The organism is Microbacterium sp. B19(2022) (genome assembly GCF_012030385.1).
Classification (GTDB): domain Bacteria; phylum Actinomycetota; class Actinomycetes; order Actinomycetales; family Microbacteriaceae; genus Microbacterium; species Microbacterium oxydans_B.
The window spans coordinates 327,270-351,061 of the sequence record NZ_JAAUVO010000001.1; the positions used below are offsets into that span (position 1 = coordinate 327,270).

Here is a 23,792-nt window from a genome sequence, read left to right on the forward strand (position 1 = left end):
GCTGGGAGTGGATGCGCCCGTGCATGACTCAGGCCCGGACGCGCTTCACCCTGGCGCGCGAGCGCTGCACGATCCAGCACACGACGTAGATGGTGAACGACAGGGTCGTGATGTACGGGCTCACGGGCAGCGTGCCGGCGAGGGCGAGCAGGATGCCGCCGACGGCCGAGATGAATCCGAACAGGGCGGACAGCAGTGGCACCGCGATGGGGCCGGCCGTGACCCGCATCGCCGCGGCCGCGGGGGTCACCAGCAGCGCCATCACCAGCAGCGCGCCGATGATGTGCACGCTCACCGCGACGATGAGGCCCAGCAGGACCATGAACATCAGGCTCACGGCACGGGTCGGCACACCGCGCGCCGCGGCCGATTCCGGGTCGAGCGAGTCGAAGCGCAGCGGGTTCCACATCACCAGCAGCCCGATGAGCACGACCATGCTGATGCCGATGAGCCAGCCGAGGTCGGGGCTGGATACCGAGACGATCTGCCCGGTCAGCAGGCTGAACCGGTTGGCGCTGCGGCCGTCGTACAGGGAGAGGAACAGGATGCCGAGGCCCAGGCCGAACGGCATCAGCACCCCGACGATCGAGTTGCGGTCCCTGGCTTTGGCCCCGAGGATGCCGATCAGGATCGCCGCGACCAGGGCGCCGGCCAACGACCCGAACACCACACTGCCGCCGAACAGCAGGGCGGCGGCGGCACCCGCGAACGACAACTCGCTCACACCGTGCACCGCGAACGCGAGGTCGCGTTGCATCACGAAGACGCCGATCAGTCCGCCGACGATGCCGAGGACCGCACCCGCGATGATCGAGTTCGACAGCAGGGCGACGAGCTCGCCGTAGTCCTGGAACGAGAAGACGTCGCTCCAGTCGACCAGGGGCCTCATGCCGCTCCTCCGTGCTCGTGGTCGCCGTGGTCGTGGTGCGGCTCGGCATCCGGAACACCGACGACGACCAGCCGGTCGCCCGCGCGGAGCACGAACACCGGGGTGCCGTAGAGGTCGCTGAGCACGCGGGTCTGCAGCACCTCGTCGGGAGTGCCCAGGAGGAACCGGCCGCCCGCGATGTAGAGGATGCGGTCGACGCGGCCGAGGATCGGGTTGATGTCGTGCGTGACGAACAGCACCGCGGCCTCGCGCTCACGGCGCTGGCGGTCGATGATGTCGGTCACGGCCAGCTGGTTGGCCAGGTCGAGGTTCGACAGCGGCTCGTCACACAGCAGCAGCGCCGGCTCGTCGGCGAGGGCCTGACCGACCCGCAGCCGCTGCTGCTCGCCTCCCGAGAGCAGGCCGACACGGCGATCGGCGAAGTGCGAGGCCCCGACGGACTCGAGCAGACGGTCGACCTTGGCGCGGTCGCCGCGATGCGGGATCGGGAACCCGAACCGGCTTCCGCTGACGCCGAGCCCCACCAGGTCACGGGCTCGCATGCTGGTGTCGGGGGCGAGGTTGCGCTGCTGCGGGATGTAGCCGATGCGGGAGTTGCCGCGGTGCACGGGCTCCCCCGCGACGCGGATCGACCCTGAAGACAGCGGCTGCAGACCGAGGATGCTGCGCAGCAGCGTGGTCTTGCCCGACCCGGACGGGCCGAGCACCGCGATGAACTCGCCGGGCTGCACCGTCAGGTCGAGCCCTGACCAGAGTTCGCGATCCCCGCGCTGGAGCGCGGCGTCGGTGATCTCGAGGACCGGAGCGCCGCCGCTCACGGCTGGACAGCGGCGGCGAGGCTCTTGATCGCGTCACTCATCCACTCAGAGTACGACGATCCGTCCTCGAGCAGCTCCGTGAAGGCGACGACGGGGATGCCGGCGTCCTTCGCGGCCGCCTCGACGCGCTCGGTCTCCGCGCCACCGGTCTGCGCGTTGGTCAGCAGCGCCGTGGCCTCGCCGCCGTCGATGACCTTGAGCGCCTCGAGCAGCACGGCGGGCGCGACATCGGTGCCCTCCTCGACCGACTCGGCGAACCCTTCGGGCGTGACGTCGGTGAGGCCGGCCGCGGCAGCGAGGTAACCGGGCAGCGGCTCGGTCATGAAGACCGTCGCCCCGGCGGCATCCGTCTTGATGGTCTCGAGGTCGGCCTCGAAGCCCTCCAGGTCGGCGACGATCTCGTCGGCGTTGGCCGCGAACTCCTTCGCCCCGTCGGGGTCGAGCTCGGCCAGCTCGTCGGAGATCGCCTCGACGACATGGATCATCGTGTGCGGGTCGAACCAGACGTGCTCGTTGAAGCCCTCGATGTGGTTGTGGCCCTCGTGACCCTCTTCGCCCTCGGCGTGATCGTGGTCGTGGGACTCGTCGTCGGCGTGGTCGTGCTCGGCCTCGTCGTGGCCTTCGTTGCCGGGGAAGTCGTGCGAGAACTCGACCGCCGTGACGACGTGCGGGTCCTTCGCGTCCTCGAGCAGCGTGTCGACGAAGGCGTCGTAGCCGCCGCCGTTCTCGATCACCAGGTCGGCCTTCTGCACCGTGAGGCGGTCGCGCGCGGTCGCCTCGTAGGAGTGCGGGTCCTGCGAGGCCGAGGTGATGAGCGACTCGACCTCGACGCGGTCGCCGCCGATCTGCGCGGCGATGTCGCCGTAGACGTTGGTGCTCGCGACGACCGTGATGGTGCCGCCGTCGCCCTCTCCCGCTGCCGGGGTGGAGCATCCGGCCAGCGTGAGTGCGGCGACGGATGCGAGGGCGAGGGCGACGACGGGCTTCTTCATGCCCTCACTCTAAACGCTAATGAGAACCATTATCAAGTTGAGCGGGATGCCGCGTTCCCGGGCTCGACGCCGCAGGCTCACTCGACCAGCAGCGCGGGCTCCTCGAGCACGGATGCCACGTCGGCGATGAAGCGGCTCATGCCGTCGCCGTCGATCACGCGGTGGTCGAACGACCCGGCGACCGTGGTCACCCAGCGCGGGCGCACCTCGCCGTCGACGACCCACGGCTTCTGGCTGATGGTGCCCATCGCCACGATGCCGGCCTCGCCGGGGTTGATGATCGGGGTGCCGGCATCCATCCCGAACACACCGATGTTGGTGATCGTGATCGTGCCGCCCTGCTGATCGGCCGGCGGCGTCTTGCCCTCGCGCGCCGTGAGCGTCAGGCGGTTCAGCGCCCGCGCCAGGTCCTTCATGCTCAGATCCTGCGCGTCCTTGATGTTCGGCACGAGCAGGCCGCGCGGGGTGGCGGCGGCGATGCCGAGGTTCACGTAGTGGCGCACGGCGATCTCGGCGCCGGCATCCGTCTCGATCCAGGCGGCGTTCACCATCGGCGTGCGCCGAGCCGCCCAGATCACGGCCCTGGCCACGATGAGCAGTGGCGAGACCTTGATGTCGGCATAGTCGGGTGAGGCCTTGAGCCGCTTCACGAGCTCCATCGTCCGGCTCGCGTCGACCTCTTTCCACACCGTCACGTGCGGGGCCGAGTACGCGCTCTGCACCATGGCCGAGGAGGTGGCCTTGCGCACACCCTTGACCGGGATGGACTCGGTGCGGTCGTCGCCGGCGGCCGACGGACGGGTCGCCGAGAGGCCGCGGGCGAGTCCGGCCGGAGCGGCCTGCGGCGCGGGCACCGTCTCTTCACGGACGTCGCCCCACTCCGGGGTCTCGATGTTGCGGAAGACGCTGGCCTGCGAGGCGTGCTTCACGACGTCGTCCCGAGTGACCTCGCCGTCGGCTCCGGTCGCGGCGACCGCGGTGAGGTCGACGCCGAGATCGCGCGCGAGCTTGCGGATCGGCGGCTTGGCGATCACGCCCACCGAGGAGCGCACCGGGCGCTCGGCCGGGCGTTTGCGGCGCGAGGTCGCACCGCCGCCCGTGCCGTAGCCGACGAGCACCGAGCCGCCGCCCTCCTCCGGCGCGGGGGCCTCGGCCGTGGCGACGACGCCGGGGCCGGCGTCGTCGCGCGCATCCGTCACGAAGGTGATGATCGGTGAACCGACCTCGACCGTCGCTCCTTCGGCGACGAGCAGCTCGCCGACGACGCCCGCGTGCGGCGACGGCAGCTCGACGAGCGACTTGGCCGTCTCGATCTCGCAGACGACGTCGTTGATCGCGACCGTGTCACCGGGGGCGACCTTCCAGGCGACGATCTCCGCCTCGGTCAGACCCTCCCCGACGTCGGGGAGGTTGAAGTTCTGCGTGCTCATGACGAGTCCTTTCGGCCGAGCGGGCGGTCAGTAGGCCAGTGAACGGTCGACGGCTTCGAGGATGCGGTCCGCATCCGGGAGGTAGGAGCCCTCGAGCTTCGCCGGCGGGAACGGGGTGTCGTAGCCGGAGACGCGCAGCACCGGGGCCTCGAGTGCGTAGAACGCACGCTCCATGACGGTCGCCGCGATCTCACCGCCGATGCTGGCGAAGCCCTGCGCCTCCTGCGCGTAGACCATGCGTCCGGTCTTGCGGATCGAGTCGAGGATGGGCGCGTAGTCGACCGGCGACAGCGAGCGCACGTCGACGACCTCGCAGCTCGTGCCCTCGGCTTCGGCGAGCGCGGCGGCCTGCAACAGCGTGGTGACCATGGCGCCATGTCCGACGAGGGTGACGTCGCTGCCCGTGCGGACGACGCGCGACGAGTGCAGGGGAACGGCGGAAGCGTCGAGGTCGACCTCGCCCTTCTGCCAGTAGCGGCTCTTCGGCTCCATGAAGATCACGGGGTCGTTCGAGGCGATCGCTTCCTGGATCATCCAGTAGGCGTCGTTGGGCGTCGACGGCGACACCACGCGCAGTCCGGGAGTGTGCGCGAAGTACGCCTCCGGGCTCTCCTGGTGGTGCTCGACCGCGCCGATGTGCCCGCCGTAGGGGATGCGGATCACGATCGGCATGCTGAGCGCGCCCTCGTGCCGGTTGGTGAGCTTCGCGAGCTGCGTGGTGATCTGGTCGAACGCCGGGAACACGAAACCGTCGAACTGGATCTCGATGACCGGGCGGTAGCCGACCATCGCCATGCCGATCGCGGTGCCGACGATCCCGGACTCGGCGAGCGGGGTGTCGAGCACCCGACGGTCGCCGAAGTCGCGCTGCAGGTGCTCGGTCACGCGGAAGACGCCGCCGAGCTTGCCGATGTCCTCGCCCATGAGCAGGACCTTCGGGTCGTTCTCCATCGCCTTGCGCATCCCCGCGTTCAGCGCCTTGCTGAGCGGCATCGTCTCGAGGGTCATCGGGTTTCTCCTTCGAACGACGCCTCGTACTGCGCGTGCCAGGCCTTCTGCTGGTCGATCAGCGGATGCGGTTCGCTGTACACGTGGTCGAACATCTTGTCGACGCTGGGCGGTCCGAGCTCGACGCTGCGGGCGCGAAGGTCTTCCGCGGCGTCCGCCGCCTCGGCCTCGACATCGGCGAACAGCTGCGCGGACGCTCCGCGGCTCTCGAGGAACGCGCGCATCCGGACGATCGGGTCACGACCGGCCCAGTACTGCTCCTCGTCGCTGCCGCGGTACTTCGTGGGGTCGTCGCTCGTGGTGTGCGCGCCGAGACGGTAGGTGACGGCCTCGATCGCCTGCGGGCCTTTGCCGCTGCGGGCCTCGTCGAGTGCCACCCGGGAGACGGCGTAGCTGGCGAGCACGTCGTTGCCGTCGACACGGACGCTCGGGATGCCGTAGCCGGCGCTGCGCTGCACGAGCGGCACGCGCGACTGCGTCGACACCGGCACCGAGATCGCCCAGTGGTTGTTCTGCAGGAAGAAGACGGTCGGCGCCTGGTAGCTCGCGGCGAAGACCATCGCCTCGTGCACGTCGCCCTGGCTGGAGGCCCCGTCGCCGTAGTAGGTGATGACGGCTTCGTCGCGGTCGAGGTCACCGGTGCCCGTGCGGCCGTCGAAGACGAGGCCCATCCCGTAGCCGGCGGCGTGCAGCACCTGCGAGCCGAGCACGAGCGTGTAGAGCCGCGTGTTGCCGTTCTTCGGGTCGGTCGGGTCCCATCCGCCGTGCGAGACGCCGCGCATCAGCTTGATGATGTCGACCGGGTCGACGCCGCGGATGCGGGTGACGGCGTGCTCGCGGTACGAGGGGAAGATCGTGTCCTGCGCACGGGCCGCACGACCGGAGCCGACCTGCGCCGCCTCCTGCCCGCGACTCGGCGGCCACAGGGCGAGCTGCCCCTGCCGCTGCAGGTTCGTCGCCTGGGTGTCGATCGCGCGGATGACGACCATGTCGCGGTAGAACTGCTCGAGCTCCGCGTCGCTGATGGCCTCGATCAGCGGAAGGTATCGCTCGGCGGCGGCGGACGGCGCGAACCGTCCGGTCTCATCCAGAACGCTCACAAGGGGGGTCTCGGGGGTGGTCACGCTCTCACGCTACCCGCGTCGGCATGCCCGGTCACGCATACCTAGGACGCCCTTGTAACTGCCCGGAAGCCGGAGAAAACCGCGGAAAGCCGCGGCGAGCGCGGATCAGCGAACCGAGGCGGCGACCTCGAGCACGCGCTCGAGGGAGGCCTCCTCGCCGACCGAGATGCGTATGCCGTCGCCCGAGAACGGACGCACGACGAGGTCGTTCTCGACGAACGCGGCAGCCACCTCGTCGGTGCGCTCACCTGCCGGCAGCCACACGAAGTTCGACTGGGAGTCGGGGACGTCCCAGCCCTGCGCGCGGAGACCTTCCACGAGACGGGTGCGCCGCTCGACGATGATGGCGACGCGCTCGAGGAGTTCGGGCTCGGCATCGAGGCTCGCGATGGCGGCGTTCTCAGCAGCGGAGGTGACCGAGAGCGGGATGCCGGTGGTGCGTGCGGCGTCCAGCACCTTCTCGTGGCCGATCGCGTACCCGATGCGGAGGCCGGCGAGACCGTAGGCCTTCGAGAAGGTGCGCAGCACCACGACATTCGGGTGCTGGTCGAACACGCGCTCGGCGAGACCGTCGACGGCATCCGGCGCGGTCACGAACTCGGCGTACGCCTCGTCGAGGATGATCAGGATGTCGCTCGGCACGCGCTCGACGAAGATCGCGAACTCGGCCGAGGTGATGATCGGCCCGGTCGGGTTGTTCGGGGTGCACAGGATGATCGCGCGGGTGCGCTCGGTCACAGCATCCGCCATCGCATCGAGGTCGTGGCGCGAGTCGGCGGTGAGCGGCACCTGGACCCCGGTCGCACCGGCGACCAGCGGAAGGCTCGGGTACGCCTCGAAGGAGCGCCAGGCGTAGATGACCTCGTCGCCGACGGACGCGGTCGCGAGGATCAGCTGGTGCAGGATCGAGACGCTGCCGGAGGCGACGTGCACCTGCTCGGGGCCGACGCCGTAGCGCGCACCCAGGCGCTCGCGCAGACGACCGGCGGTGGCGTCGGGGTAGCGGTTGATCGGCGTCGTGTGCTGCAGCGCTTCGAGCACCGACGGCAGCGGGTCGAACGGGTTCTCGTTGCTGGAGAGCTTGAACGCGTCGGGGCCGGCCTGCTTGCCCTGCCGATACGGCGCGAGGGCGGCGATGGCGGGGCGGATGCGGGGCAGGATCGGCTCGGTCACGGATCGAGTCTACGAGGGTGACGGAGGCGGGGATGGCCCGGGATGGCCCTGTTCACGCGACATCTGCGGTGGTACCATTTTGGTATGGCGATGACAGTGCGACTTCCCGAAGAACTCGATGTACAGCTGAGTGAGCTGGCATCGCGACGACACACGTCCAAGCATGCACTCCTGATCGAGGCCGCAGATCGATTTCTCCGCGAAGAGGTGACGACAGAACAAGCGGTGACGATCGCCCGAGGCGTGGCCGACCGGTACGCCGATCTACTCAAGAAGCTCGAAGACGCGTGACGCGGTACGTGGAGCTTCCGCACGCCGTGGGAGTCACCGAGGAACTGGGCCTCCACATCCGAGACATCGGGTTGCTCTCCTCGGCGCTAGCCAGGCCGTCGAGTTCTATGTTCGGCGTCGAGGCCTATCCGGATCTTGAGGTCAAGGCCGCATCTCTGCTGTCATCCCTGAGCCAGAATCACCCGCTGTTCGATGGGAACAAGCGCTTCTCCTGGGTTCTCACCCTGACGTTCCTCGAGATGAACGGTGTCCTCATCGATATGGACACGGAGCTTGCTTTCGACTTGATCCTTCGGACGGCACAGAGCAAAGCCAGCCTCGATGAGATCGCCGCCCTACTCCGCGACCATCGTCGCTGAAAACAGCAGTGGGTAACGACACCGCAGGCTGACTCTCGCCGGCGTCCGTGCGACACTGGTCGGACTATGCGCTTCATCATCCGCGTCGTCGTCAACGCCTTCGCCATCTGGGTCGTCACGCTGATCCCCGCCCTCCAGGTCACGATCAGGGCGTTCCCGCCCGGCGAGACCCTGCAGGTCGTCCTGACGCTGCTGGCGGTTGCCGCGATCTTCGCCATCGTCAACACGATCATCGGCACGGTCGTGAAGATCGTCGCGTTCCCGCTCTACATCATCACGTTCGGCCTGATCGGCTTCCTGATCAACGGGTTCCTGCTGTGGCTGACCGCGTGGATCACGAGCGGCTTCGGCTGGGGCCTGACGGTCGGTGACTTCTGGTGGGGCGTGCTCGCCGCGCTCATCATCTCGGTGATCAACGGCATCTTCGGCTTCATCCTGCGCCCGCAGAAGAAGGCCGCCCGCCGCGACTGAGCCCGGCGCGGCTGAGCACGGCGACTACGCCGGAACGTCGAGGCGAAGCGGACTGATCTCGGCGAGGAACCCGAAGTCGCGGTCGCCATGCAGGAGCGGGATGTCACGGCGAATCGCGACGGCGGCGATCAGGCAGTCGATCATGCTGCGGATCGGGTGGCCGTTGGCCGCCGAGGCTCGGTAGAGCTCTGCCGCGTCTCGGAAGTCGGTGACCGCGTGCAGTGGTGCGAGCGGAAGCCCGTTCGCGAGCGCCTCCACCCTCGAGAGCTCCTGCGGTCGCCGCGCTCCGGCGAGCAGCTCCATGATCACCGGCTCGGTGATCGCGATGTCCGCGCCGGCGGCGATCAGTCCGTCGAGTCGCTCGACGACCGGTGCGTCGACCCCGCGAAGGTAGGCGATCCACGCGGAGGAGTCGACGAGGATCACGCGTCGCCCCACGGCGACGGCGGATCGTCGCGGATCGCATCGAGGTCTCCGCTCCAGCCCGTGCCCTTCAGGCCGAGGAGGAAGTCCTTCGTGAGAGGCACGCCGACGAGCCTGCGGAGGGCGAGATCGACCGCCTCCTTCTTCGTGGAGAGGTCGTACCTGCGCATGACCTCCCGGACGAGCTCTTCGTCGATGTCGATGTTCGTGCGAGCCATACACGCACGGTACACCTCGGATACACCAGCCGCCACGGTCACTGTTTCACCCGTTCGGCGTGGAACTCGGTGCGTTCGATCTCGACGGCATCGCCGAGCTCCCGCCAGTACGCGTCGAGCGCCTCGGCACGCGGATCGGACGAGGCATCCACCATCTGCGCGGTCTCGATGTAGGCCTCGATCGCGTGCGGCTGCAGCGACAGGTCGAACACGCCGTCCTGCGGGTCGACCTCGCGTGTCGCGGTGAAGCTGTCGGGCGAACCGGTGCCCGTGGCCGATCCCCCCGCGGCGAGCTTGGCGACGACGTCATCGGAGTGTGAGAGCTGGATGAGAGTCTGGCCGTCGTCGAGCGACGACTCCTGCGGGCTTCCCGCCGTCAGCTGCAACGCGACGTCGTAGTCGCTCTCCATCGCGAGGTGCGCCGCGATCATCCCGCCCTGCGAATACCCCACGATGTCCACACGGTCTCCGGGCTCTGCGCCCGCGGCGGCCAGCGCGTCGACGGTCGCCTGATACGACGCCGACCGCTGCCCCTGATAGAGCTCCAGGTTCGACTTCATGTCCCACGGATCGTCTTCGCCGCCCTCCCACGGCACCGAGTTCTGGGTGCCTTTGACGTAGGTCACGTAGCGGGTCGCGCCGTCGGGCATCGTGTACTTCTCGACCGCCACCTGCGCACTTGTCGACGGCAGGCGCTTCAATGCGCCGGCCACGCCCTTCGGCGCACCTGCCGGGGTCGACGTGGCAGTCGGAGTGACGCGCACGGGATCGGCCGCCCCCGTGAGACGGGCGCCCGACGGCACCTTCCCGAGTGTGGTCGTGAGGCCGGCGAACGCTCCTGCCAAGAGCAGTGACGGCAGCATCCCGAAGATGCCCATCGGCTCGGGCATCCCTCCGTGGCGTCGCCCCGCCCAGTCGGCCACCAGCCAGTCGGCCATCACTCCGATGCGCGCGTCGCCGTCGATGAGCCGATCGATGCGCGCCTGGATCATCCTCGCGGCCGCGGCATCCGCGAGGGTGAGCGCCTCCGCCTGCGCCCGAAGCTCCACCACCTCGAACGCGTCCGCCATCAGGAGGATGCCCGCGCGTGCGTCGTCGAGCTCCACCCGCAGCGCTTCCACACCTTCCCCGCTGCGATGCAGGGCACCGATATCGACCTGCGGGGCGGCCTCCGGCGCAGAGGCCAGGAGCGCACCCGCGCGGACGATCGCGGTCCGGGCCTCCTCGCACTGCATCACCACCGTGCGTATGCGGGAACCGACATCACGCAACTGCTCGGTGTCGACGGCGATCACCCCGCCGTGCTCGATGTCCAGCCCACTCATTCCGCTCCTCCGGCGTTCAGCTCCCACTGACGCACCCGGAGGTGCCCGATCTCGGCACCGCAGTCTTCGCGCAGTCGCGCCAGCCGCTCATGCAGGGCGCGGAACCCCTCGGACTGCCAATCCGACGCATCGACGAGCGACACCAGAACGGCTCCGGCGTCTTCCAACAGCGATATCGCCGTGCCGATCTCGCGACTGGTCAGCATCCAGACCCAGCTGGCGTCGGAGGCGATGACATGATTCTGCGCGAGGGAGTACATGGCCCTCAGCCTCTGGGTTCGACGGGTCCGGGCCCGACCGGATTCCCGCGGTCGGTGGAGAGAGGAAAGCCGGATCTCGGTGTGCAGAGAGGGCGCGCCTGAGCACCCCGCGCTGTGCAGGATCGTCGGAGGCGGGCAGAATGTATCTGTGACATCCCCGGATCCCTTCCGCGTGATCTTCGTCTGCACGGGGAACATCTGCCGCTCTCCCATGGCCGAGGTCGTCTTCCGCGACCTCGCCGAGCGGCAGGGACTCGGCTCCCGTATCGTCTCGCGCAGCGCCGGCACCGGCGACTGGCATCTGGGCGAGCGCGCCGACGACCGCACGATCGACTCCCTCGCCCGGCGCGGCTACGACGGCTCCCGGCATCGGGCGCGCCAGTTCACCGCCGCGGCTTTCGCCGACAACGACCTCGTCGTCGCGCTCGACCGCACGCACGAGCGCATCCTTCGGGAGTGGGCGCACGACGAGGACGAAGAGGGCAAGGTCACGCTGCTCCTCGCGTTCGACCCGGACGCCTCCACCCACGACGTCCCCGACCCGTACTACGCGGGGGCGGCGATGTTCGATTCGGTGCTCGGTATGATTGAGGCGGCGACTCGGGGCCTGTTCCGCCAGCTCGAACCCGCTCTTCGTCTCCCCCGCTCGCCCCGAACCTTCGGGGCCTCATCAGGAGGACTCCCCTGACTTTCCAGCCTTCGCTCCCGCCGCAGCCCCTGAGCCCTCTCGACGGTCGCTACCGCGGCGCCGTCACCGGTCTCGCCGACTTCCTCTCCGAGGCGGGGCTCAACCGCGCACGGGTCGAGGTCGAGGTGGAGTGGCTGATCGCCCTCACCGACCGCTCGCTGTTCGAGACGACTCCGCTCTCGGATGCCGACAAGGATCGCCTGCGTGCGCTGTACCGCGACTTCGGGCAGGCAGAGATCGACTGGCTCGCCGAGAAGGAGGCCGTCACCCAGCACGACGTGAAGGCCATCGAGTACCTCGTGCGCGACCGCCTCTCGACGCTCGGACTCGACGCCATCGCCGAGCTCACGCACTTCGCCGCGACCAGCGAGGACATCAACTCCGCGTCGTATGCGCTCACCGTGAAGCGCGCCGTGGAGGAGGTCTGGCTGCCGGCCCTCGACACCGTGATCGCGAAGCTCCGCGAACTCGCCGTCGAGCACGCCGACGCCGCGATGCTCTCCCGCACGCACGGCCAGCCCGCGACCCCCTCGACCATGGGCAAGGAGATCGCGGTCTTCGCGTGGCGCCTGGAGCGCGTGCGCGGCCAGATCGCGGCATCCGAGTACCTGGCCAAGTTCTCGGGCGCGACCGGCACCTGGTCGGCGCACCTCGCGGCCGACCCCGACGCCGACTGGCCGACCATCGCCCGCGAGTACATCGAGGGCCTCGGACTCGGCTTCAACATCCTCACCACCCAGATCGAGTCGCACGACTGGCAGGTCGAGCTGTACGACCGCGTGCGTCACGCCGGCGGCATCCTGCACAACCTCGCCACCGACATCTGGACCTACATCTCGCTCGGCTACTTCGCGCAGATCCCGGTCGCCGGCGCAACCGGCTCGTCGACGATGCCGCACAAGATCAACCCGATCCGCTTCGAGAACGCCGAGGCGAACCTCGAGATCTCGGGTGCCCTGCTCGCCTCGCTCGGCCAGACCCTCGTCACCAGCCGCCTGCAGCGCGACCTCACCGACTCCACCACGCAGCGCAACATCGGCGTCGCGTTCGGGCACTCGCTGCTCGCGCTCGACAACCTGCGCCGTGGCCTCAATGCGATCTCGCTCTCGCGCGACGTGCTGCTGGCCGACCTCGACGTGAACTGGGAGGTGCTCGCCGAGGCCATCCAGACCGTCATCCGTGCCGAGGTCGTCGCCGGTCGGTCCACGATCACCGACCCGTACGCGCTGCTCAAAGAGCTCACGCGCGGCCACCGGGTGGGCGCCGCCGACCTCGCCGAGTTCGTGCAGGGGCTCGAGATCGGCGATGCCGCGAAGCAGCGCCTCCTCGCGCTGACTCCGGCCACCTACACCGGCATCGCCGAGCGCCTCGCCCGCTAGCTCCAGCCCGGCAGCGACCTAGGACGCCGGCTCGCCGGAGTGATCCTCGACCTTGTCCTTCGGCATGAAGGCGGCGGCGAGCAGCGTGAGCAGCGCGGTCACGGCGACCGCGACGAACACCCAGACCGATGCGTGGATGATCGTGTCGGGATCGTCGGGACCGGCACCCTGCGCGATGGCCGCGTTCGAGATCGCCCCGAACACCGCGACACCCACGGCGCTGCCCGCTGACCGCGCGAACGCGTTCATGCCCGTCACTGCTCCGCGCTCGCCCCACCCCACGGAGGACTGCGCGGCGATGAGGGTCGGCGCGGCGCTCCACCCGAGCCCGAACCCGAGGACGAACGCGATCAGCGACAGCACCCAGGGGTTCGGCCAAGCCGACACCGACGCGAGGACGATCGCCGCGACCGAGGCGATGCTCATCCCGATCAGTGTGGTGCGACGGAACCCGATGCGCAGATACAGGCGCCCCACGTTCGCTGCGGCGATCGGCCACCCGAGCGTCAACGCCGCGACGGCCAGACCCGACAGCAGCGGCGCGATGCCCAGCGAGCCCTCGAGGTAGGCGGGCGCGAAGCTGGTGACGCCGATCATGAGCGCACCCACCCCGAGCGAGACGAGGGTGGTGGTCAGGATCAGCGGCCTGGCCGCAAGGCGGAGGTCGACGATGGGCTCCGCGACGCGGCGTTCGACCATCGCGAACAGTGCGAGCGCCACGATGCCGATCCCGAAGCAGAGCGCGCTCTGCACGGAGATCCACGCCCAGGCGTTGCCGCCCTCCAGCATCCCGAGGATCAGGCCGGTCAACCCGACCGTGAGCAGCACGGCTCCCGCGTAGTCGATCCGGTGCCGTTCGGTCTGCTTCTGCTCCTTGTACTTGAGCTGCAGCATCCACGCCGCGATCAGACACAGCGGGATGTTGACCCAGAAGATCCAGCGCCACGCGTCGAGCTGGGCGAAGATGCCGCCGAGCGCCGGTCCGACGACGGACGAGATCGCCCACACGCTCGCGATGTAGCCCTGCACCTTGGCGCGCTCGGCGACCGTGTAGATGTCTCCGACGATCGTCATGGCCATCGGTGCGACCGCACCGGCGCCGAGGCCCTGGATGATGCGGAAGACGATCAGCGCCGGCATGCTCCACGCGAAGCCGCAGAGGATCGAGCCGAGGAGGAAGAGGGCGATGCCGAGCAGGATGATCGGTTTGCGGCCGACCGTGTCGGCGAACCGGGAGTAGATGGGGACGCTCACGGCCTGCGCCAGCAGATACACCGAGAACAGCCACGGGAACTGCTGGTAGCTGCCGAGATCGCGGACGATGCTGGGCACCGCGGTGGCGAGGATCGTGGCGTCGATCGCGATCAGCCCGGTCGCGAGCATCAGCGCACCGAGGATGGGGCCTCTCGGCGACCGGAGTCCGATGGAGGCGCGGTCGACGGAGGCAGTCACTTCAGGGACAAGCGCTCACGCCGCGCGTCTATTCCGACAGACCCCGCGGATGCTGCGGACCACTCGTGCGTCACGACGACGACGTGCGGCCGGGCTCGTCGCCCTCCGCCTCGCCCTCGGGCTCCGGGTCGTACAGCACCGGACGGTCGATGGTCTTGGTGACGTCGGCCGGGTCGACCGCGAGGATCAGCATCGCCAGGATCAGCAGAGTGACGATGAACGCCCCACCGCCGACCACGAGCCCGAGCGCCACCGGGGTCAGTCCGTCGTAGGTGCCGTTCGCGATCGCCGTGTTCACACGCAGCGTGAAGGCCCCGGTGGAGACGAGCGTGACCACCATGGCGAAGACGCCGCAGCCCAGCGCGATCAGCAGCAGGTGCAGCGGGCGCAGGATGTCCCGACGGGTGGGCTTCTCGTCGCTCATCGCTCTCCTCCGTGCTCCGCAGGCGCGGCGCTGTCGTTCGATTCGGTGACCGCGGCGGCGGCATCCACCCGTTTCGGGGTGAGCCCGGCGATGCCGAGGAAGACCGCGACGATCGCCGCGTAGCCGCCGAACATGCCGACACCGAGGATGATGCCGGACAGCACGAACGTGCCGGCCTTCTCGATCGTGTACTCCTGCAGGAATCCGGCCGGGATCAGCAGCAGGACGATGCCCAGCAGCACGCCCAGCGCGCCGACGGTGATCGCGTCGCGCGAGAGCGGATCAGCGGTACGACGCGAGCGGATGCCGGCGAGGATCTCGATGCCGCCGCTCACGATCGCCCAGGAGGACACGACGATGAAGAACAGATCGTCGGATCGCCAGGCCGGGATGCCACTCACCCCGCCGGCGACGACGCCGAGCGCGGCGAGCAGGATGTATGACCAGCGCGAGCCCGCCGGGAGCACCAGCCAGGCCGCGAGCAGCTGCACGAGCGCGGTGGTGAAGACGAAGCCGCTGAAGACCGAGAGGCCGATGGGAGCGGAGTGGTCCGATGAGAACGTGATCATCAGTGCGGCGACGGCGGCGAACAGCGCGCGCAGCAATTGCACGTGGCGCATGGTGAATGCGCGAGCAGGGGCAGACATGACGGTCCAGAGTCCTCCGGGGTGTTCCTCCCAGTCTACGCGGGGGCGCGGAGCCGCAGCGCCCGCGGGTGCGCGGAGGAGGATTCGTGAAGCCCGGCTGATCTCCCCAGATCGATTGCCGGGCTTCACGACGTACGCAGCAAGGGGGGCATCACTGCGTCAGACCGGTCTTCGCAGGGTCGGGCACCCTGCCTGCGATGACGGCCAAGTGACCCCACATGCCCACCCGGTCCCCTGAGGTGCGCGCGTGCGGTCGTATGCTCACTTTAGGGCGGTGGTCTTCACATACCGGACGGGGGCTGTGATGAGTTACGAGTATGACGAACGCAGGTCCGGATCCGATGCTTTCGCGGCGGCTCTGCGCGACGCGATCAACGCGCGGCACGTGACGCTGTCGTGGCTGCATCAGCAGCTCAACATGCGCGGGAACCGCGTGTCGATGGCCACGCTGAGCTACTGGCGCTCGGGGGCACGCCGCCCGGAAGGTGCGCAGTCACTCGCCGCGCTCGTCGACATCGAAGACCTTCTCTGCCTCGATGCCGGGGCGCTGCGCCGTCACCTCGGTCCCACGAACCGGACCGGTCCGCTCGGTCCGAATCAGTTCCCCCTCGACGAGGAGGAACTCGAACGGGCGGTCATGGTCGCCTTCGATGCGCTGGGGGCGACCTACCCCGACACCTCACGCGAGCTGACGACCCACTCCGTGACCGACGTCGACGCCGACGGCAACGTCGCGTTCAGCATCACCCGCAGCATCGTGCAGTCCACGATCGGCACGATCACGGCCATCCCGTTCCTCGAGATCACACCGGGGGTCAGCACCCCGGCGCCGATCCTGAGCGCGGTGTCGGGCGGACGCATCACCGCGCGGTACTCGCACCCCGACGGCGAGGTGCACGGGGTGCTCTTCGAACTCGACGTGCCGCTCACCGCACCGGACACCGCGATGGTCGAGTGGTCGGTGACGTATCCGTCCGAGTATCCGCCGATGCGCGACACCGGCCACGCCCTGGCGCAGAAGGCCAGAGAGCTGCTGGTGTGGACGCGATTCCACCCGGATGCCGTGCCGGACTGGTGCGAGGAACGGGTCGAGACCCCCGAGGGCGTCACCGTCACCGACGTGCCGCTCACCCGCGGGACGTCGGTGCACCTGGTGCGTCGCGCGTTCGGCCCCGGCGCGCTCGCGCTGCACTGGGGGTTCGGCCCGCGAGAGGGTCAGCCGGGCTGATCCCCCGTGGCGACCGGGCGACCGGGAGTGTTGGACCACTGGCTCCACGAGCCGGGGAAGACCCGGGCGTCGATGCCGACCTCGTGCAGGACGAGTGCGGTGTGGGCGGCCGTGACGCCGGATCCGCAGTAGGCGGCGACCGGCGTGCCGGGCGTCACCCCGATCTCGGCGAAGGACGCCAGGATCGTCTCGCGGTCGAGGATCCGGCCCGCTGCGTCGAAGTGCACGGGTTCGGGCAGGTTGCGCGCGCCGGGGATGTGTCCGGCGACCGGGTCGTACGGCTTCGACTCGCCGCGGTACCGGTCGGCCGCTCGCGCGTCGATCAGCACGCCCGACTCCGGGAACGCGGCGGTCTCGTCGATCGACAGCGCGTCACCGCCGATCTCGTCGAGCACGACATCGCCCGGCTCGGGCACCACATCGTCGGTCGCGACCTCGAACCCCTCGGCCTGCCAGCCCCGGATGCCGCCGTCGAGCACGCGCACGTCGACCCCTCCTTGGCGCAGCAGCCACCAGGCGCGCGCCGCCGAGATGCCTGTGAAGTCGTCGTAGGCCACGACGGTGTCGCCCGCACGGACGCCCCACCGACGGGCCGCGGCCTGGAGCGTGGCCGTCGACGGCAGCGGATGCCGCCCCTCCGACGGTTCGCCGTGGGTCGAGAGCTCCGTGTCGAGCGCGGCGAACACGGCACCGGGGATGTGGCCCGTCAGGTAGTCGTCATGCCCGGCCTCGGGCCGATCGAGCCGCCACCGCACGTCGATCACACGCACCGGCGCGCCTCGGCTCAGCAGGTCGTTCAGCTCGGATGCACTCACGAAGTCGCTCATCCTGCGAGGCTACCGAGTCTGCCGCAGCATCCGGTTCGGGGCCGTCTTCTCCCGTCACGATCCGCGCGACTATGCTCGATCCGGCAACGTCGAGAAAGGGGCTGCGAATGCCCCTTCGGTGGATGCGCCTACGCCCGCAGGAAGCCGCGCTCATCGCGATCACCGCGGTGTGGGGCGGCACGTTCCTGCTCGTGCACTGGGCGATGGAGCACTCGGGGCCCTGGTTCTTCGTCGGCATCCGGTTCCTGATCGCGGGACTGATCAGCGTCGTCATCTTCCGCCGCGTGCTGGGCGGCATCCGCTGGCGTGATGTCGGCGCCGGCGTCGCGATCGGCGTCATGATCTACCTCGGCTACGGGCTGCAGACGCTCGGGCTGCAGACGATCGACAGCAGCACATCCGCGTTCATCACCGCGATGTACGTGCCGCTGGTTCCGTTCGCGCAGTGGGCCGTGTTCCGAAAGCGCCCGCCGGCGATGGCGTTCGTGGGTGCGGGACTGGCGTTCGTGGGACTGCTGCTCATCGCCGGGCCCGACGCCTTCGCGCTCACCCTCGGCGCGGGCGAGATCGCGACCATGATCAGCACCCTGCCCATCGCGGCCGAGATCATCCTGATCAGCCTGTTCGCCGGGAAGATCGACCTGGGCCGCATCACCGTCATCCAGCTGCTGACCGCCGGGGTGCTGGGGCTGCTCACGATGCCGGTGGTGGGCGAGGGCGTGCCGGAGTTCTCGTGGATCTGGGTCGGCTGCGCGGTGGGGCTGGGTGCGGCGAGCTGCCTGATCCAGCTGACCATGAACTGGGCGCAGAAGTCGGTCTCCCCCACCCGCGCGGCCATCATCTACGCCGGAGAGCCGGTGTGGGCAGGGGTCATCGGGCGCATCGCGGGTGAACGGCTGCCCGCGACCGCGCTCATCGGCGGGGCACTCGTCGTGCTCGGGATCCTCGCCAGCGAGCTGAAGCTCGTGCGGCGGCGGCGGCGGCGAGCGCAGGTGCCGGGGCCGGGAGCCCCGGCACCTCCCGACGGCCAATCGCATCTCTGACGGCCGGATCTGGCGGATCCGGCCGTCAGAGATGGATTTCACCGCACGAAGCGCGGGGCGGAGCGCAGAGTGAGGGTGCCGACGCAAGGCGTCAGCGGCGGGAGTACTCCGTGTCGGTCACATGCTCGAGCCACGTGGTCGACGTCGCGGGGTCGTCGGCGTTCTCGATCATCGCGATGTGCGACATGAAGCAGTCCGCGGTGGCGCCGTGCCAGTGCTCCTCGCCCGGCGGGGTGTAGATGGTGTCTCCGGGCCGTGCTTCGACGACCGTGCCGTCGCGGGTGCCGCACAGCGCCGTTCCCTCGGTGATGCGCAGGAACTGTCCGCGCGCATGCGAGTGCCAGGCGGTGCGCGCACCCGGGGCGAAGCGCACCAGTCCGGCGAACATCCGCTGATCCCCCTCCTTCGGCGCGGCGATGACGTCGAGCCAGACGTCTCCGGTGAACTGCTCCGGCGGATTCTTCGCCGTCGGCGTGCGAGGTTCCATGTGCATGAGATCTCCTTCGGATGTGCGGATGTGCGGATGCGCAGATGCGCGGCTTTCAGACCGTGAGCAGCACCTTGGTGGCGCGACGCTCGTCCATGGCGCGATAGCCCTCGGCGGCGTCCTCGAGCGGGAGGGTGAGGTCGAACACCTTGCCGGGGTCGATCTTGCGGTCCCAGATGAGCTGGATCAGCTCGGGCAGGAAGCGCCGCACCGGAGCCGGCCCGCCGTGCAGGTGCACGCCGGAGAAGAACAGCTCCTCGCCGGGCAGCGCCACCTCGTGCGAGACGCCCACGTAGCCGACATGCCCGCCGGGACGGGTCGAACGGATCGCCTGCATCATCGACTCCTGCGTGCCGACCGCCTCGATCACCGAGTGCGCGCCGAGCCCGTTCGTGAGCTCCTTGATGCGCGCCACACCCTCGTCTCCGCGCTCTTCGACGATGTCGGTGGCTCCGAACTCGCGCGCCAGTGCCTGCCGGTCGGCGTGCCGGCTCATCGCGATGATGCGTTCGGCCCCGAGTTCCCGGGCGGCGAGGATGCCGAGCAGTCCCACCGCTCCGTCACCGACGACGGCGACGGTCTTGCCGGGTCCGGCCTCGGCGGCGACCGCCGCGAACCAGCCCGTGCCGAGGACGTCGGATGCCGCGAGCAGGGAGGGGATCAGGTCGGCGTCGGGCTGCCCCGGCGTGACGACGAGCGTGCCGTCCGCGTGCGGGATGAGCGAGTACTCGGCCTGCGTGCCGTACTTCCCCATCGGGACCACGTGCACGCAGCGGGACTGGTAACCCGCCTGGCAGATCTCGCAGGTGTTATCCGAGGCCATGAACGAGCCGACCACGAAGTCGCCGACCTTCAGGGTCTGCACCTCGTCGCCGATCTCCTCGACGACGCCGACGTACTCGTGCCCCATCGGGGTGTGATCGACGTTGTCGTCACCGCGATACGGCCACAGGTCCGACCCGCAGATGCAGGTCGCGGCGAGCCGGATGACGGCATCCGTCGGCCGGGTGATCGTCGGCTTCTCGCGCTCCTCGACCCGGACGTCGCCGGGGGCGTACATGACTACTCCACGCATTCTTACTGCTCCTTCTATCGTGTGAATCCAGTCAACGCCGATTCCGTCACAGGTGGGAGGCTCTCTCATGGCACCCCTCGGATCGCTGCGGACGGGAATAGTTCGACGGGCCGCGCGTTGCACCCGGCATGATTGAAACTTCAACCGTCGCTCCGGTCGCCACGGAGCGCACCCGCGTCCGCGTGCCGCTGCGCTTCGGCGACGGCTTCTCCACCACCGCCGACGTGGTCACCTTCGACGGCCTGATCGACGGCCGCGAACACCTGCTGCTCGGCCTCGGCGACTGGCGTGCGGCACTCGAGCGCGCGGCCGACGGAGGCGCCGCACCCCTCGTGCGCCCGCACAGCGAGTGCCTGACCGGTGATGTCTTCGGCTCGGAGCGCTGCGACTGCGGCCCCCAGCTGCGCGAGGCCGTGGAGCGCATCGCCGACGAGGGCGGCTTCCTGCTCTACCTGCGCCAGGAGGGTCGCGGCATCGGCCTGTACGCCAAGCTCGACGCCTACGCGCTGCAGGATGCCGGACTCGACACGTATGAGGCGAACGTCGCCCTGGGCCACGGCGAAGACGAGCGCGACTACACCGTCGCCGCGCAGATGCTGAACGCGGTCGGTGTCGACGGCATCCGCCTGCTGAGCAACAACCCCGACAAGGCCGTGCAGCTCGAGGCCCTCGGCATCCGCGTCACCGAGCGCGTGCCCACCGAGGTGCACCTGTCGGAGGCGAACACCCGCTACCTGCAGGCCAAGCGGGACCACACCGCGCACACGCTCGACCTGTCGGCGGCGTGACCGTCGGCGTGGCAGTCCAGGAGGACACGATGACGGCGGCAGGACAGCATCCGCGTCGACTCGACGACGGCGAGATGGCGACATGGCTTCCCGTCATCCGGTTCGTCCAGCTGCTGCCGCAGGTGCTCGATCGCACCCTGAAGGACGAGGTCGGGCTCAACCACGCCCGCTACGCCATCCTCGTCACGCTGGCCGGGCAGGGCGAAGGCACCGTGACGATGACGGAACTCGCGCGCATCGCCGGGCTCAGCCGCTCACGCCTGAGCCACGCCTTGGACTCGCTCGAGGAGCGCGGCTGGGTGGAGCGCACCTCGTGCAGCTCCGACAAGCGCACGCTCTCGGCCACCCTGACCGCGGAAGGACGCGAGATGCTGCGCACGGCCGCGCCGGTGCACGTCGAGCAGGTGCGGGAACTGGTGCTCGATCCGCTCACGGCAGAGGAGCGCGCGCAGCTCGAGGCGATCCTCGGCAAGCTGCTGCCCGGCGTGACCGCGGCGCTGTAAGCCGGTCACCCGCGGCGAGGTGCGCGAGCTCCTCCCCTGTGTGCACGGTTCTGCTCTGAGCAGAACCGCTCGAACCCGCCGAACACCGCGGTTTATCGTGAGGCATGGCCGACCTGATCTCGTTCCCGCGCACCCCTCGCCCCGACCGCCCGAAGTCGAGCGGGCCCGAGCCGCTGTGGCGTCAGATGCTGGGCGACCAGCTGCGTCGCCGCCGCCACGACCGCGAGGAGACCCTCACCGAGACCGCGGAGAAGGCGGGCGTCTCGCGCCAGTACCTCTCCGAGGTCGAACGGGGGCTGAAGGAGCCGTCGAGCGAGATGATCGCCGCCATCGCCGGTGCCCTCGACACGAGTCTGATCGACCTCACGAGCGCCGTGGCCGATGACCTGCGCTCGGCCGCGGTGCCGGCATCCACTGCCGTCTCCGTGTCGGTGTCGCGCGGCTCCTTCGCCCTCGCCGCCTGACTCACGCCCCCCGCGGGCCCAGCACCGTGTCGATCAGTCCGTAGTCCAGGGCCGCGGATGCCGTGAACACCCGGTCGCGGTCGGTGTCGGCGCGGAGCTCCGCAACCGTGCGCCCGCTGTGCCTGGCGAGGATCTCCTCCATGTCGGACCGCACCCGCACGACCTCGTCGGCCGCGAGGATCAGGTCGGGGATCGCGCCGCGCGACTGGCCGGCGGGCTGATGCAGCACGATCCGGGCATGCGCGAGCGCGGCGCGCTGACCTTCTGCCCCCGCGGCGACGAGCAGCGCGGCGGGACCGATCGCCTGACCGACGCACGTCGTCGCGATGGCCGGTCGGATGTGCTGCATGGTGTCGTAGATCGCGAGCGCCGCTCCGGGGTCACCGCCCTCGCTGTTGATGTAGAACTGGATGCCGCTCTCCGGACTGTCGGCGTCGAGGTGCAGCAGCTGCGCGATCAGGGCGTTCGCGACACCCGCGTCGATGCCGGTCCCGAGATAGATGACACGCTCGGCGAGCAGGTGGGAGTACACGTCCATGATGCGCTCGCCCCGCGGATGCTGCGCGATGACGTTGGGGATCGAGTACGTGCTCATGCGTTCACCCCCAGCCCGACGCGCGCGCGTTGTCGCGGCATCACCTCGGCGATCGAGGCCACGATCCCGTCGATGAAGCCGTAGTCCTGCGCCTGGGTCGCGGTGTACCAGCGGTCGTGCAGCGAGTCCTCGAAGATGCGCTCGAGGGGCTGGCCGGTGTCGGCCGAGATGAGGCCCAGGACCGTGTCGCGCGTGTGCCGCAGGTCGTCGGCCTGCGTCTCGATCTCGCCCGCGGAGCCGCCGATGCCCGCCGATCCCTGATGCATGAGGATGCGCGCGTGCGGCAGGGCCCGCCGCTTGCCGGGAGTGCCCGCGGAGAGCAGGAACTGGCCCGCGCTGCAGGCCAGCCCGAGGGCGAGGGTGGCCACGTCATTGGGGATGAGCCGCATGATGTCGCGGATCGCGAGCATCGACGGCACCGAGCCCCCGGGCGAGTGGATCCAGAGGGCGATGTCGGCGGCGGGGTCCTCGGCCGACAGCGCGAGCAGCTGCGTCATCAACAGCGTGCCGTTGTCGTCGTCGAGCGCACCGTCGAGCACGAGCACCCGCTCGTGGAACAGTGCGCGCCGGGCCTCAGGACCGAACTGCGGGATGGAGGGGTTGTCTTCGCTCATGCCCCCAGCATCCGTCGCCGCCGCGCGTGTGCGGCCGGATTCTGCCCTGAGCCGCTCTGCCCTGAGCAGATACGTCCTGACGCCGTCTCAGCGCAAGCCGTCTTCGCAGTTGCTGCCCGCGCGCGCTTCCCACCACAGCGCGTACTCGTCCCCCTCCCCCGCATCGATCAGCCACGGGGGGAACGTGACGTACTTCTCCATCGCGAGCCCCCAGGACGCATCAGCCCGGGTCGACTCGGGGTCGTCTGCGGGCAGCTCATCCTCGGTCGTCCAGTGCTCGGCCGGATGGCTCTTCGCCCATTCGTAGATCTCCTGGCCGGTTTGCGACCAGTCGCGGGAGTTCATGCTCTCGGCGATGTCGGCGGGCATCGGCAGCCGGTCCGGAGTGCTGTAGTCGTAGGTGCAGGAGTATTTCTGACCGTCATCGGCAACGTAGCTCAGCGAGATCGTCACGTTCGTCGTGAAACCGGGCTTCGAATCCAGGATCGCCAGCGCGACGATGACGAGGGCGACGAGGGAACCCGCCACGATCCCGATGACCCACCATGCGCGGCGACGCGGCCGAGTCGATCCTGCGGGCGCGTGACCAGCCACGAACAGATCCTTCCCCGATTGCGGACGGGCGAGGGGCCTCTTCCCGGGACACGACCGCATCGCATCCTCGTCGGGAAACTCCCCCGCATTCCATCGTGCCCGTTCCGGATGCGACGCGCCAATCGCGGCGGATCGCAGCGCGTGCGGGTGCGCCCTGAGCGGATGCCGGTGGGGCGGCACCCGCTCAGGGCAGGGGGATGGGT

30 protein-coding genes are annotated in these 23,792 nt (G+C 69.5%); 10 read left to right on the plus strand and 20 right to left on the minus strand.

Features of this window, described 5'->3' with window-relative positions; translation table 11 throughout:
• Positions 1 to 28: 28 nt before the first annotated feature.
• The 7 genes from HCX50_RS01585 to HCX50_RS01615 form a co-directional block, all read right to left on the minus strand.
• Complete coding sequence (locus HCX50_RS01585) at positions 29 to 889, minus strand: metal ABC transporter permease (protein ID WP_167632758.1); 861 nt, start codon at positions 887 to 889, stop codon at positions 29 to 31.
• Entirely contained in the window at positions 886 to 1,707 is an 822-nt protein-coding gene (locus HCX50_RS01590; RefSeq protein ID WP_091032175.1) for a metal ABC transporter ATP-binding protein, read from the minus strand. Before HCX50_RS01590 ends, HCX50_RS01585 begins: the two co-directional genes overlap by 4 nt.
• Entirely contained in the window at positions 1,704 to 2,699 is a 996-nt protein-coding gene (locus HCX50_RS01595) for a metal ABC transporter solute-binding protein, Zn/Mn family (protein ID WP_167632759.1), read from the minus strand. Before HCX50_RS01595 ends, HCX50_RS01590 begins: the two co-directional genes overlap by 4 nt.
• Positions 2,700 to 2,776: 77 nt before the next feature.
• The gene (locus HCX50_RS01600; RefSeq protein ID WP_167632760.1) at positions 2,777 to 4,129 is read right to left on the minus strand and encodes a dihydrolipoamide acetyltransferase family protein; all 1,353 of its coding nucleotides are present in this window, start codon (positions 4,127 to 4,129) and stop codon (positions 2,777 to 2,779) included.
• A gap of 27 nt (positions 4,130 to 4,156) precedes the next feature.
• On the minus strand, positions 4,157 to 5,137 hold the full coding sequence (locus HCX50_RS01605) for an alpha-ketoacid dehydrogenase subunit beta (protein ID WP_167632761.1): 981 nt from the start codon (positions 5,135 to 5,137) through the stop codon (positions 4,157 to 4,159).
• Positions 5,134 to 6,261: a pyruvate dehydrogenase (acetyl-transferring) E1 component subunit alpha gene (pdhA, locus tag HCX50_RS01610; RefSeq protein WP_167632762.1), complete on the minus strand. Its 1,128-nt coding sequence runs from the start codon at positions 6,259 to 6,261 to the stop codon at positions 5,134 to 5,136. Before pdhA ends, HCX50_RS01605 begins: the two co-directional genes overlap by 4 nt.
• 105 nt (positions 6,262 to 6,366) lie before the next feature.
• Positions 6,367 to 7,434 carry a histidinol-phosphate transaminase gene (locus HCX50_RS01615; RefSeq protein WP_167632763.1) on the minus strand — a complete coding sequence of 356 codons (1,068 nt, stop codon included), beginning with the start codon at positions 7,432 to 7,434 and terminating at the stop codon, positions 6,367 to 6,369.
• Positions 7,435 to 7,518: 84 nt separating this feature from the next.
• Between HCX50_RS01615 and HCX50_RS01620 the strand changes: the two genes are divergently transcribed.
• The 3 genes from HCX50_RS01620 to HCX50_RS01630 all read left to right on the plus strand — a co-directional run bounded on the left by HCX50_RS01620 (position 7,519) and on the right by HCX50_RS01630 (position 8,555).
• Positions 7,519 to 7,725 (plus strand): ribbon-helix-helix protein, CopG family, encoded by a 207-nt coding sequence (locus HCX50_RS01620; RefSeq protein WP_091032192.1) that lies wholly within the window; start codon positions 7,519 to 7,521, stop codon positions 7,723 to 7,725.
• Positions 7,722 to 8,084 (plus strand): type II toxin-antitoxin system death-on-curing family toxin, encoded by a 363-nt coding sequence (locus HCX50_RS01625; RefSeq protein ID WP_091032195.1) that lies wholly within the window; start codon positions 7,722 to 7,724, stop codon positions 8,082 to 8,084. The genes HCX50_RS01620 and HCX50_RS01625 overlap by 4 nt, the downstream gene beginning before the upstream one ends.
• A 66-nt stretch (positions 8,085 to 8,150) precedes the next feature.
• On the plus strand, positions 8,151 to 8,555 hold the full coding sequence (locus HCX50_RS01630; protein WP_029264370.1) for a phage holin family protein: 405 nt from the start codon (positions 8,151 to 8,153) through the stop codon (positions 8,553 to 8,555).
• 24 nt (positions 8,556 to 8,579) lie between these two features.
• On the opposite strand, the gene vapC is transcribed toward HCX50_RS01630, so the two are convergent.
• The 4 genes from vapC to HCX50_RS01650 are packed head-to-tail and all read right to left on the minus strand — an operon-like array spanning position 8,580 to position 10,781.
• Entirely contained in the window at positions 8,580 to 8,981 is a 402-nt protein-coding gene (gene vapC, locus HCX50_RS01635) for a type II toxin-antitoxin system VapC family toxin (RefSeq protein ID WP_167381564.1), read from the minus strand.
• Positions 8,978 to 9,196 carry a type II toxin-antitoxin system VapB family antitoxin gene (locus HCX50_RS01640; protein WP_167381565.1) on the minus strand — a complete coding sequence of 73 codons (219 nt, stop codon included), beginning with the start codon at positions 9,194 to 9,196 and terminating at the stop codon, positions 8,978 to 8,980. Before HCX50_RS01640 ends, vapC begins: the two co-directional genes overlap by 4 nt.
• A gap of 38 nt (positions 9,197 to 9,234) precedes the next feature.
• Entirely contained in the window at positions 9,235 to 10,521 is a 1,287-nt protein-coding gene (locus HCX50_RS01645; RefSeq protein ID WP_167632764.1) for a hypothetical protein, read from the minus strand.
• Positions 10,518 to 10,781, minus strand: coding sequence for a hypothetical protein (locus HCX50_RS01650; protein ID WP_091032203.1), 264 nt, complete (start codon positions 10,779 to 10,781; stop codon positions 10,518 to 10,520). Before HCX50_RS01650 ends, HCX50_RS01645 begins: the two co-directional genes overlap by 4 nt.
• Before the next feature lie 148 nt (positions 10,782 to 10,929).
• Here HCX50_RS01650 and HCX50_RS01655 point away from each other — a divergent pair, with 148 nt between their 5' ends.
• Together HCX50_RS01655 and purB are read left to right on the plus strand one after the other, a co-directional pair.
• Positions 10,930 to 11,469 carry a low molecular weight protein-tyrosine-phosphatase gene (locus tag HCX50_RS01655; protein WP_029264367.1) on the plus strand — a complete coding sequence of 180 codons (540 nt, stop codon included), beginning with the start codon at positions 10,930 to 10,932 and terminating at the stop codon, positions 11,467 to 11,469.
• Positions 11,466 to 12,848, plus strand: coding sequence for an adenylosuccinate lyase (gene purB / locus HCX50_RS01660; RefSeq protein ID WP_167632786.1), 1,383 nt, complete (start codon positions 11,466 to 11,468; stop codon positions 12,846 to 12,848). Before HCX50_RS01655 ends, purB begins: the two co-directional genes overlap by 4 nt.
• An 18-nt stretch (positions 12,849 to 12,866) precedes the next feature.
• On the opposite strand, the gene HCX50_RS01665 is transcribed toward purB, so the two are convergent.
• The 3 genes from HCX50_RS01665 to HCX50_RS01675 all read right to left on the minus strand — a co-directional run bounded on the left by HCX50_RS01665 (position 12,867) and on the right by HCX50_RS01675 (position 15,371).
• Positions 12,867 to 14,300, minus strand: a complete 1,434-nt coding sequence (locus HCX50_RS01665; RefSeq protein WP_167632765.1) for an MFS transporter — start codon at positions 14,298 to 14,300, stop codon at positions 12,867 to 12,869.
• A gap of 70 nt (positions 14,301 to 14,370) precedes the next feature.
• The gene (locus tag HCX50_RS01670) at positions 14,371 to 14,724 is read right to left on the minus strand and encodes a hypothetical protein (protein WP_091032210.1); all 354 of its coding nucleotides are present in this window, start codon (positions 14,722 to 14,724) and stop codon (positions 14,371 to 14,373) included.
• A complete protein-coding gene (locus HCX50_RS01675) occupies positions 14,721 to 15,371 on the minus strand; it encodes an acyl-CoA synthetase (protein ID WP_091032213.1) in 651 nt (216 codons plus the stop codon). Before HCX50_RS01675 ends, HCX50_RS01670 begins: the two co-directional genes overlap by 4 nt.
• Before the next feature lie 304 nt (positions 15,372 to 15,675).
• Between HCX50_RS01675 and HCX50_RS01680 the strand changes: the two genes are divergently transcribed.
• Entirely contained in the window at positions 15,676 to 16,599 is a 924-nt protein-coding gene (locus tag HCX50_RS01680) for a hypothetical protein (RefSeq protein WP_167632766.1), read from the plus strand.
• Here the strand turns inward: HCX50_RS01680 and HCX50_RS01685 are convergent.
• A complete protein-coding gene (locus HCX50_RS01685) occupies positions 16,587 to 17,426 on the minus strand; it encodes a sulfurtransferase (RefSeq protein WP_167632767.1) in 840 nt (279 codons plus the stop codon). The genes HCX50_RS01680 and HCX50_RS01685 overlap by 13 nt on opposite strands.
• A 107-nt stretch (positions 17,427 to 17,533) precedes the next feature.
• Here HCX50_RS01685 and HCX50_RS01690 point away from each other — a divergent pair, with 107 nt between their 5' ends.
• Positions 17,534 to 18,469, plus strand: a complete 936-nt coding sequence (locus HCX50_RS01690) for a DMT family transporter (protein ID WP_237682267.1) — start codon at positions 17,534 to 17,536, stop codon at positions 18,467 to 18,469.
• A 91-nt stretch (positions 18,470 to 18,560) separates the two neighbouring features.
• Here HCX50_RS01690 and HCX50_RS01695 read toward each other — a convergent pair whose 3' ends face one another.
• Both HCX50_RS01695 and HCX50_RS01700 read right to left on the minus strand, forming a co-directional pair.
• Positions 18,561 to 18,962, minus strand: coding sequence for a (R)-mandelonitrile lyase (locus HCX50_RS01695; protein WP_167632768.1), 402 nt, complete (start codon positions 18,960 to 18,962; stop codon positions 18,561 to 18,563).
• 49 nt (positions 18,963 to 19,011) lie between these two features.
• On the minus strand, positions 19,012 to 20,031 hold the full coding sequence (locus HCX50_RS01700; protein WP_167632769.1) for a zinc-dependent alcohol dehydrogenase family protein: 1,020 nt from the start codon (positions 20,029 to 20,031) through the stop codon (positions 19,012 to 19,014).
• Positions 20,032 to 20,159: 128 nt separating this feature from the next.
• Here HCX50_RS01700 and HCX50_RS01705 point away from each other — a divergent pair, with 128 nt between their 5' ends.
• The 3 genes from HCX50_RS01705 (at position 20,160) to HCX50_RS01715 (ending at position 21,786) form a co-directional block, all read left to right on the plus strand.
• A complete protein-coding gene (locus HCX50_RS01705; RefSeq protein WP_091032229.1) occupies positions 20,160 to 20,819 on the plus strand; it encodes a GTP cyclohydrolase II in 660 nt (219 codons plus the stop codon).
• Between the two features lie 29 nt (positions 20,820 to 20,848).
• Complete coding sequence (locus HCX50_RS01710) at positions 20,849 to 21,322, plus strand: MarR family winged helix-turn-helix transcriptional regulator (RefSeq protein ID WP_091032232.1); 474 nt, start codon at positions 20,849 to 20,851, stop codon at positions 21,320 to 21,322.
• Positions 21,323 to 21,426: 104 nt separating this feature from the next.
• Entirely contained in the window at positions 21,427 to 21,786 is a 360-nt protein-coding gene (locus HCX50_RS01715; RefSeq protein ID WP_167632770.1) for a helix-turn-helix domain-containing protein, read from the plus strand.
• 1 nt (position 21,787) lies between these two features.
• Here the strand turns inward: HCX50_RS01715 and HCX50_RS01720 are convergent, their stop codons facing one another.
• The 3 genes from HCX50_RS01720 to HCX50_RS01730 form a co-directional block, all read right to left on the minus strand.
• Positions 21,788 to 22,381 carry a ClpP family protease gene (locus tag HCX50_RS01720; protein WP_091032237.1) on the minus strand — a complete coding sequence of 198 codons (594 nt, stop codon included), beginning with the start codon at positions 22,379 to 22,381 and terminating at the stop codon, positions 21,788 to 21,790.
• Positions 22,378 to 22,995, minus strand: a complete 618-nt coding sequence (locus tag HCX50_RS01725; RefSeq protein ID WP_205828690.1) for a ClpP family protease — start codon at positions 22,993 to 22,995, stop codon at positions 22,378 to 22,380. Before HCX50_RS01725 ends, HCX50_RS01720 begins: the two co-directional genes overlap by 4 nt.
• An 87-nt stretch (positions 22,996 to 23,082) precedes the next feature.
• Complete coding sequence (locus HCX50_RS01730) at positions 23,083 to 23,589, minus strand: hypothetical protein (protein WP_237682268.1); 507 nt, start codon at positions 23,587 to 23,589, stop codon at positions 23,083 to 23,085.
• Between the last annotated feature and the right edge of the window lie 203 nt (positions 23,590 to 23,792).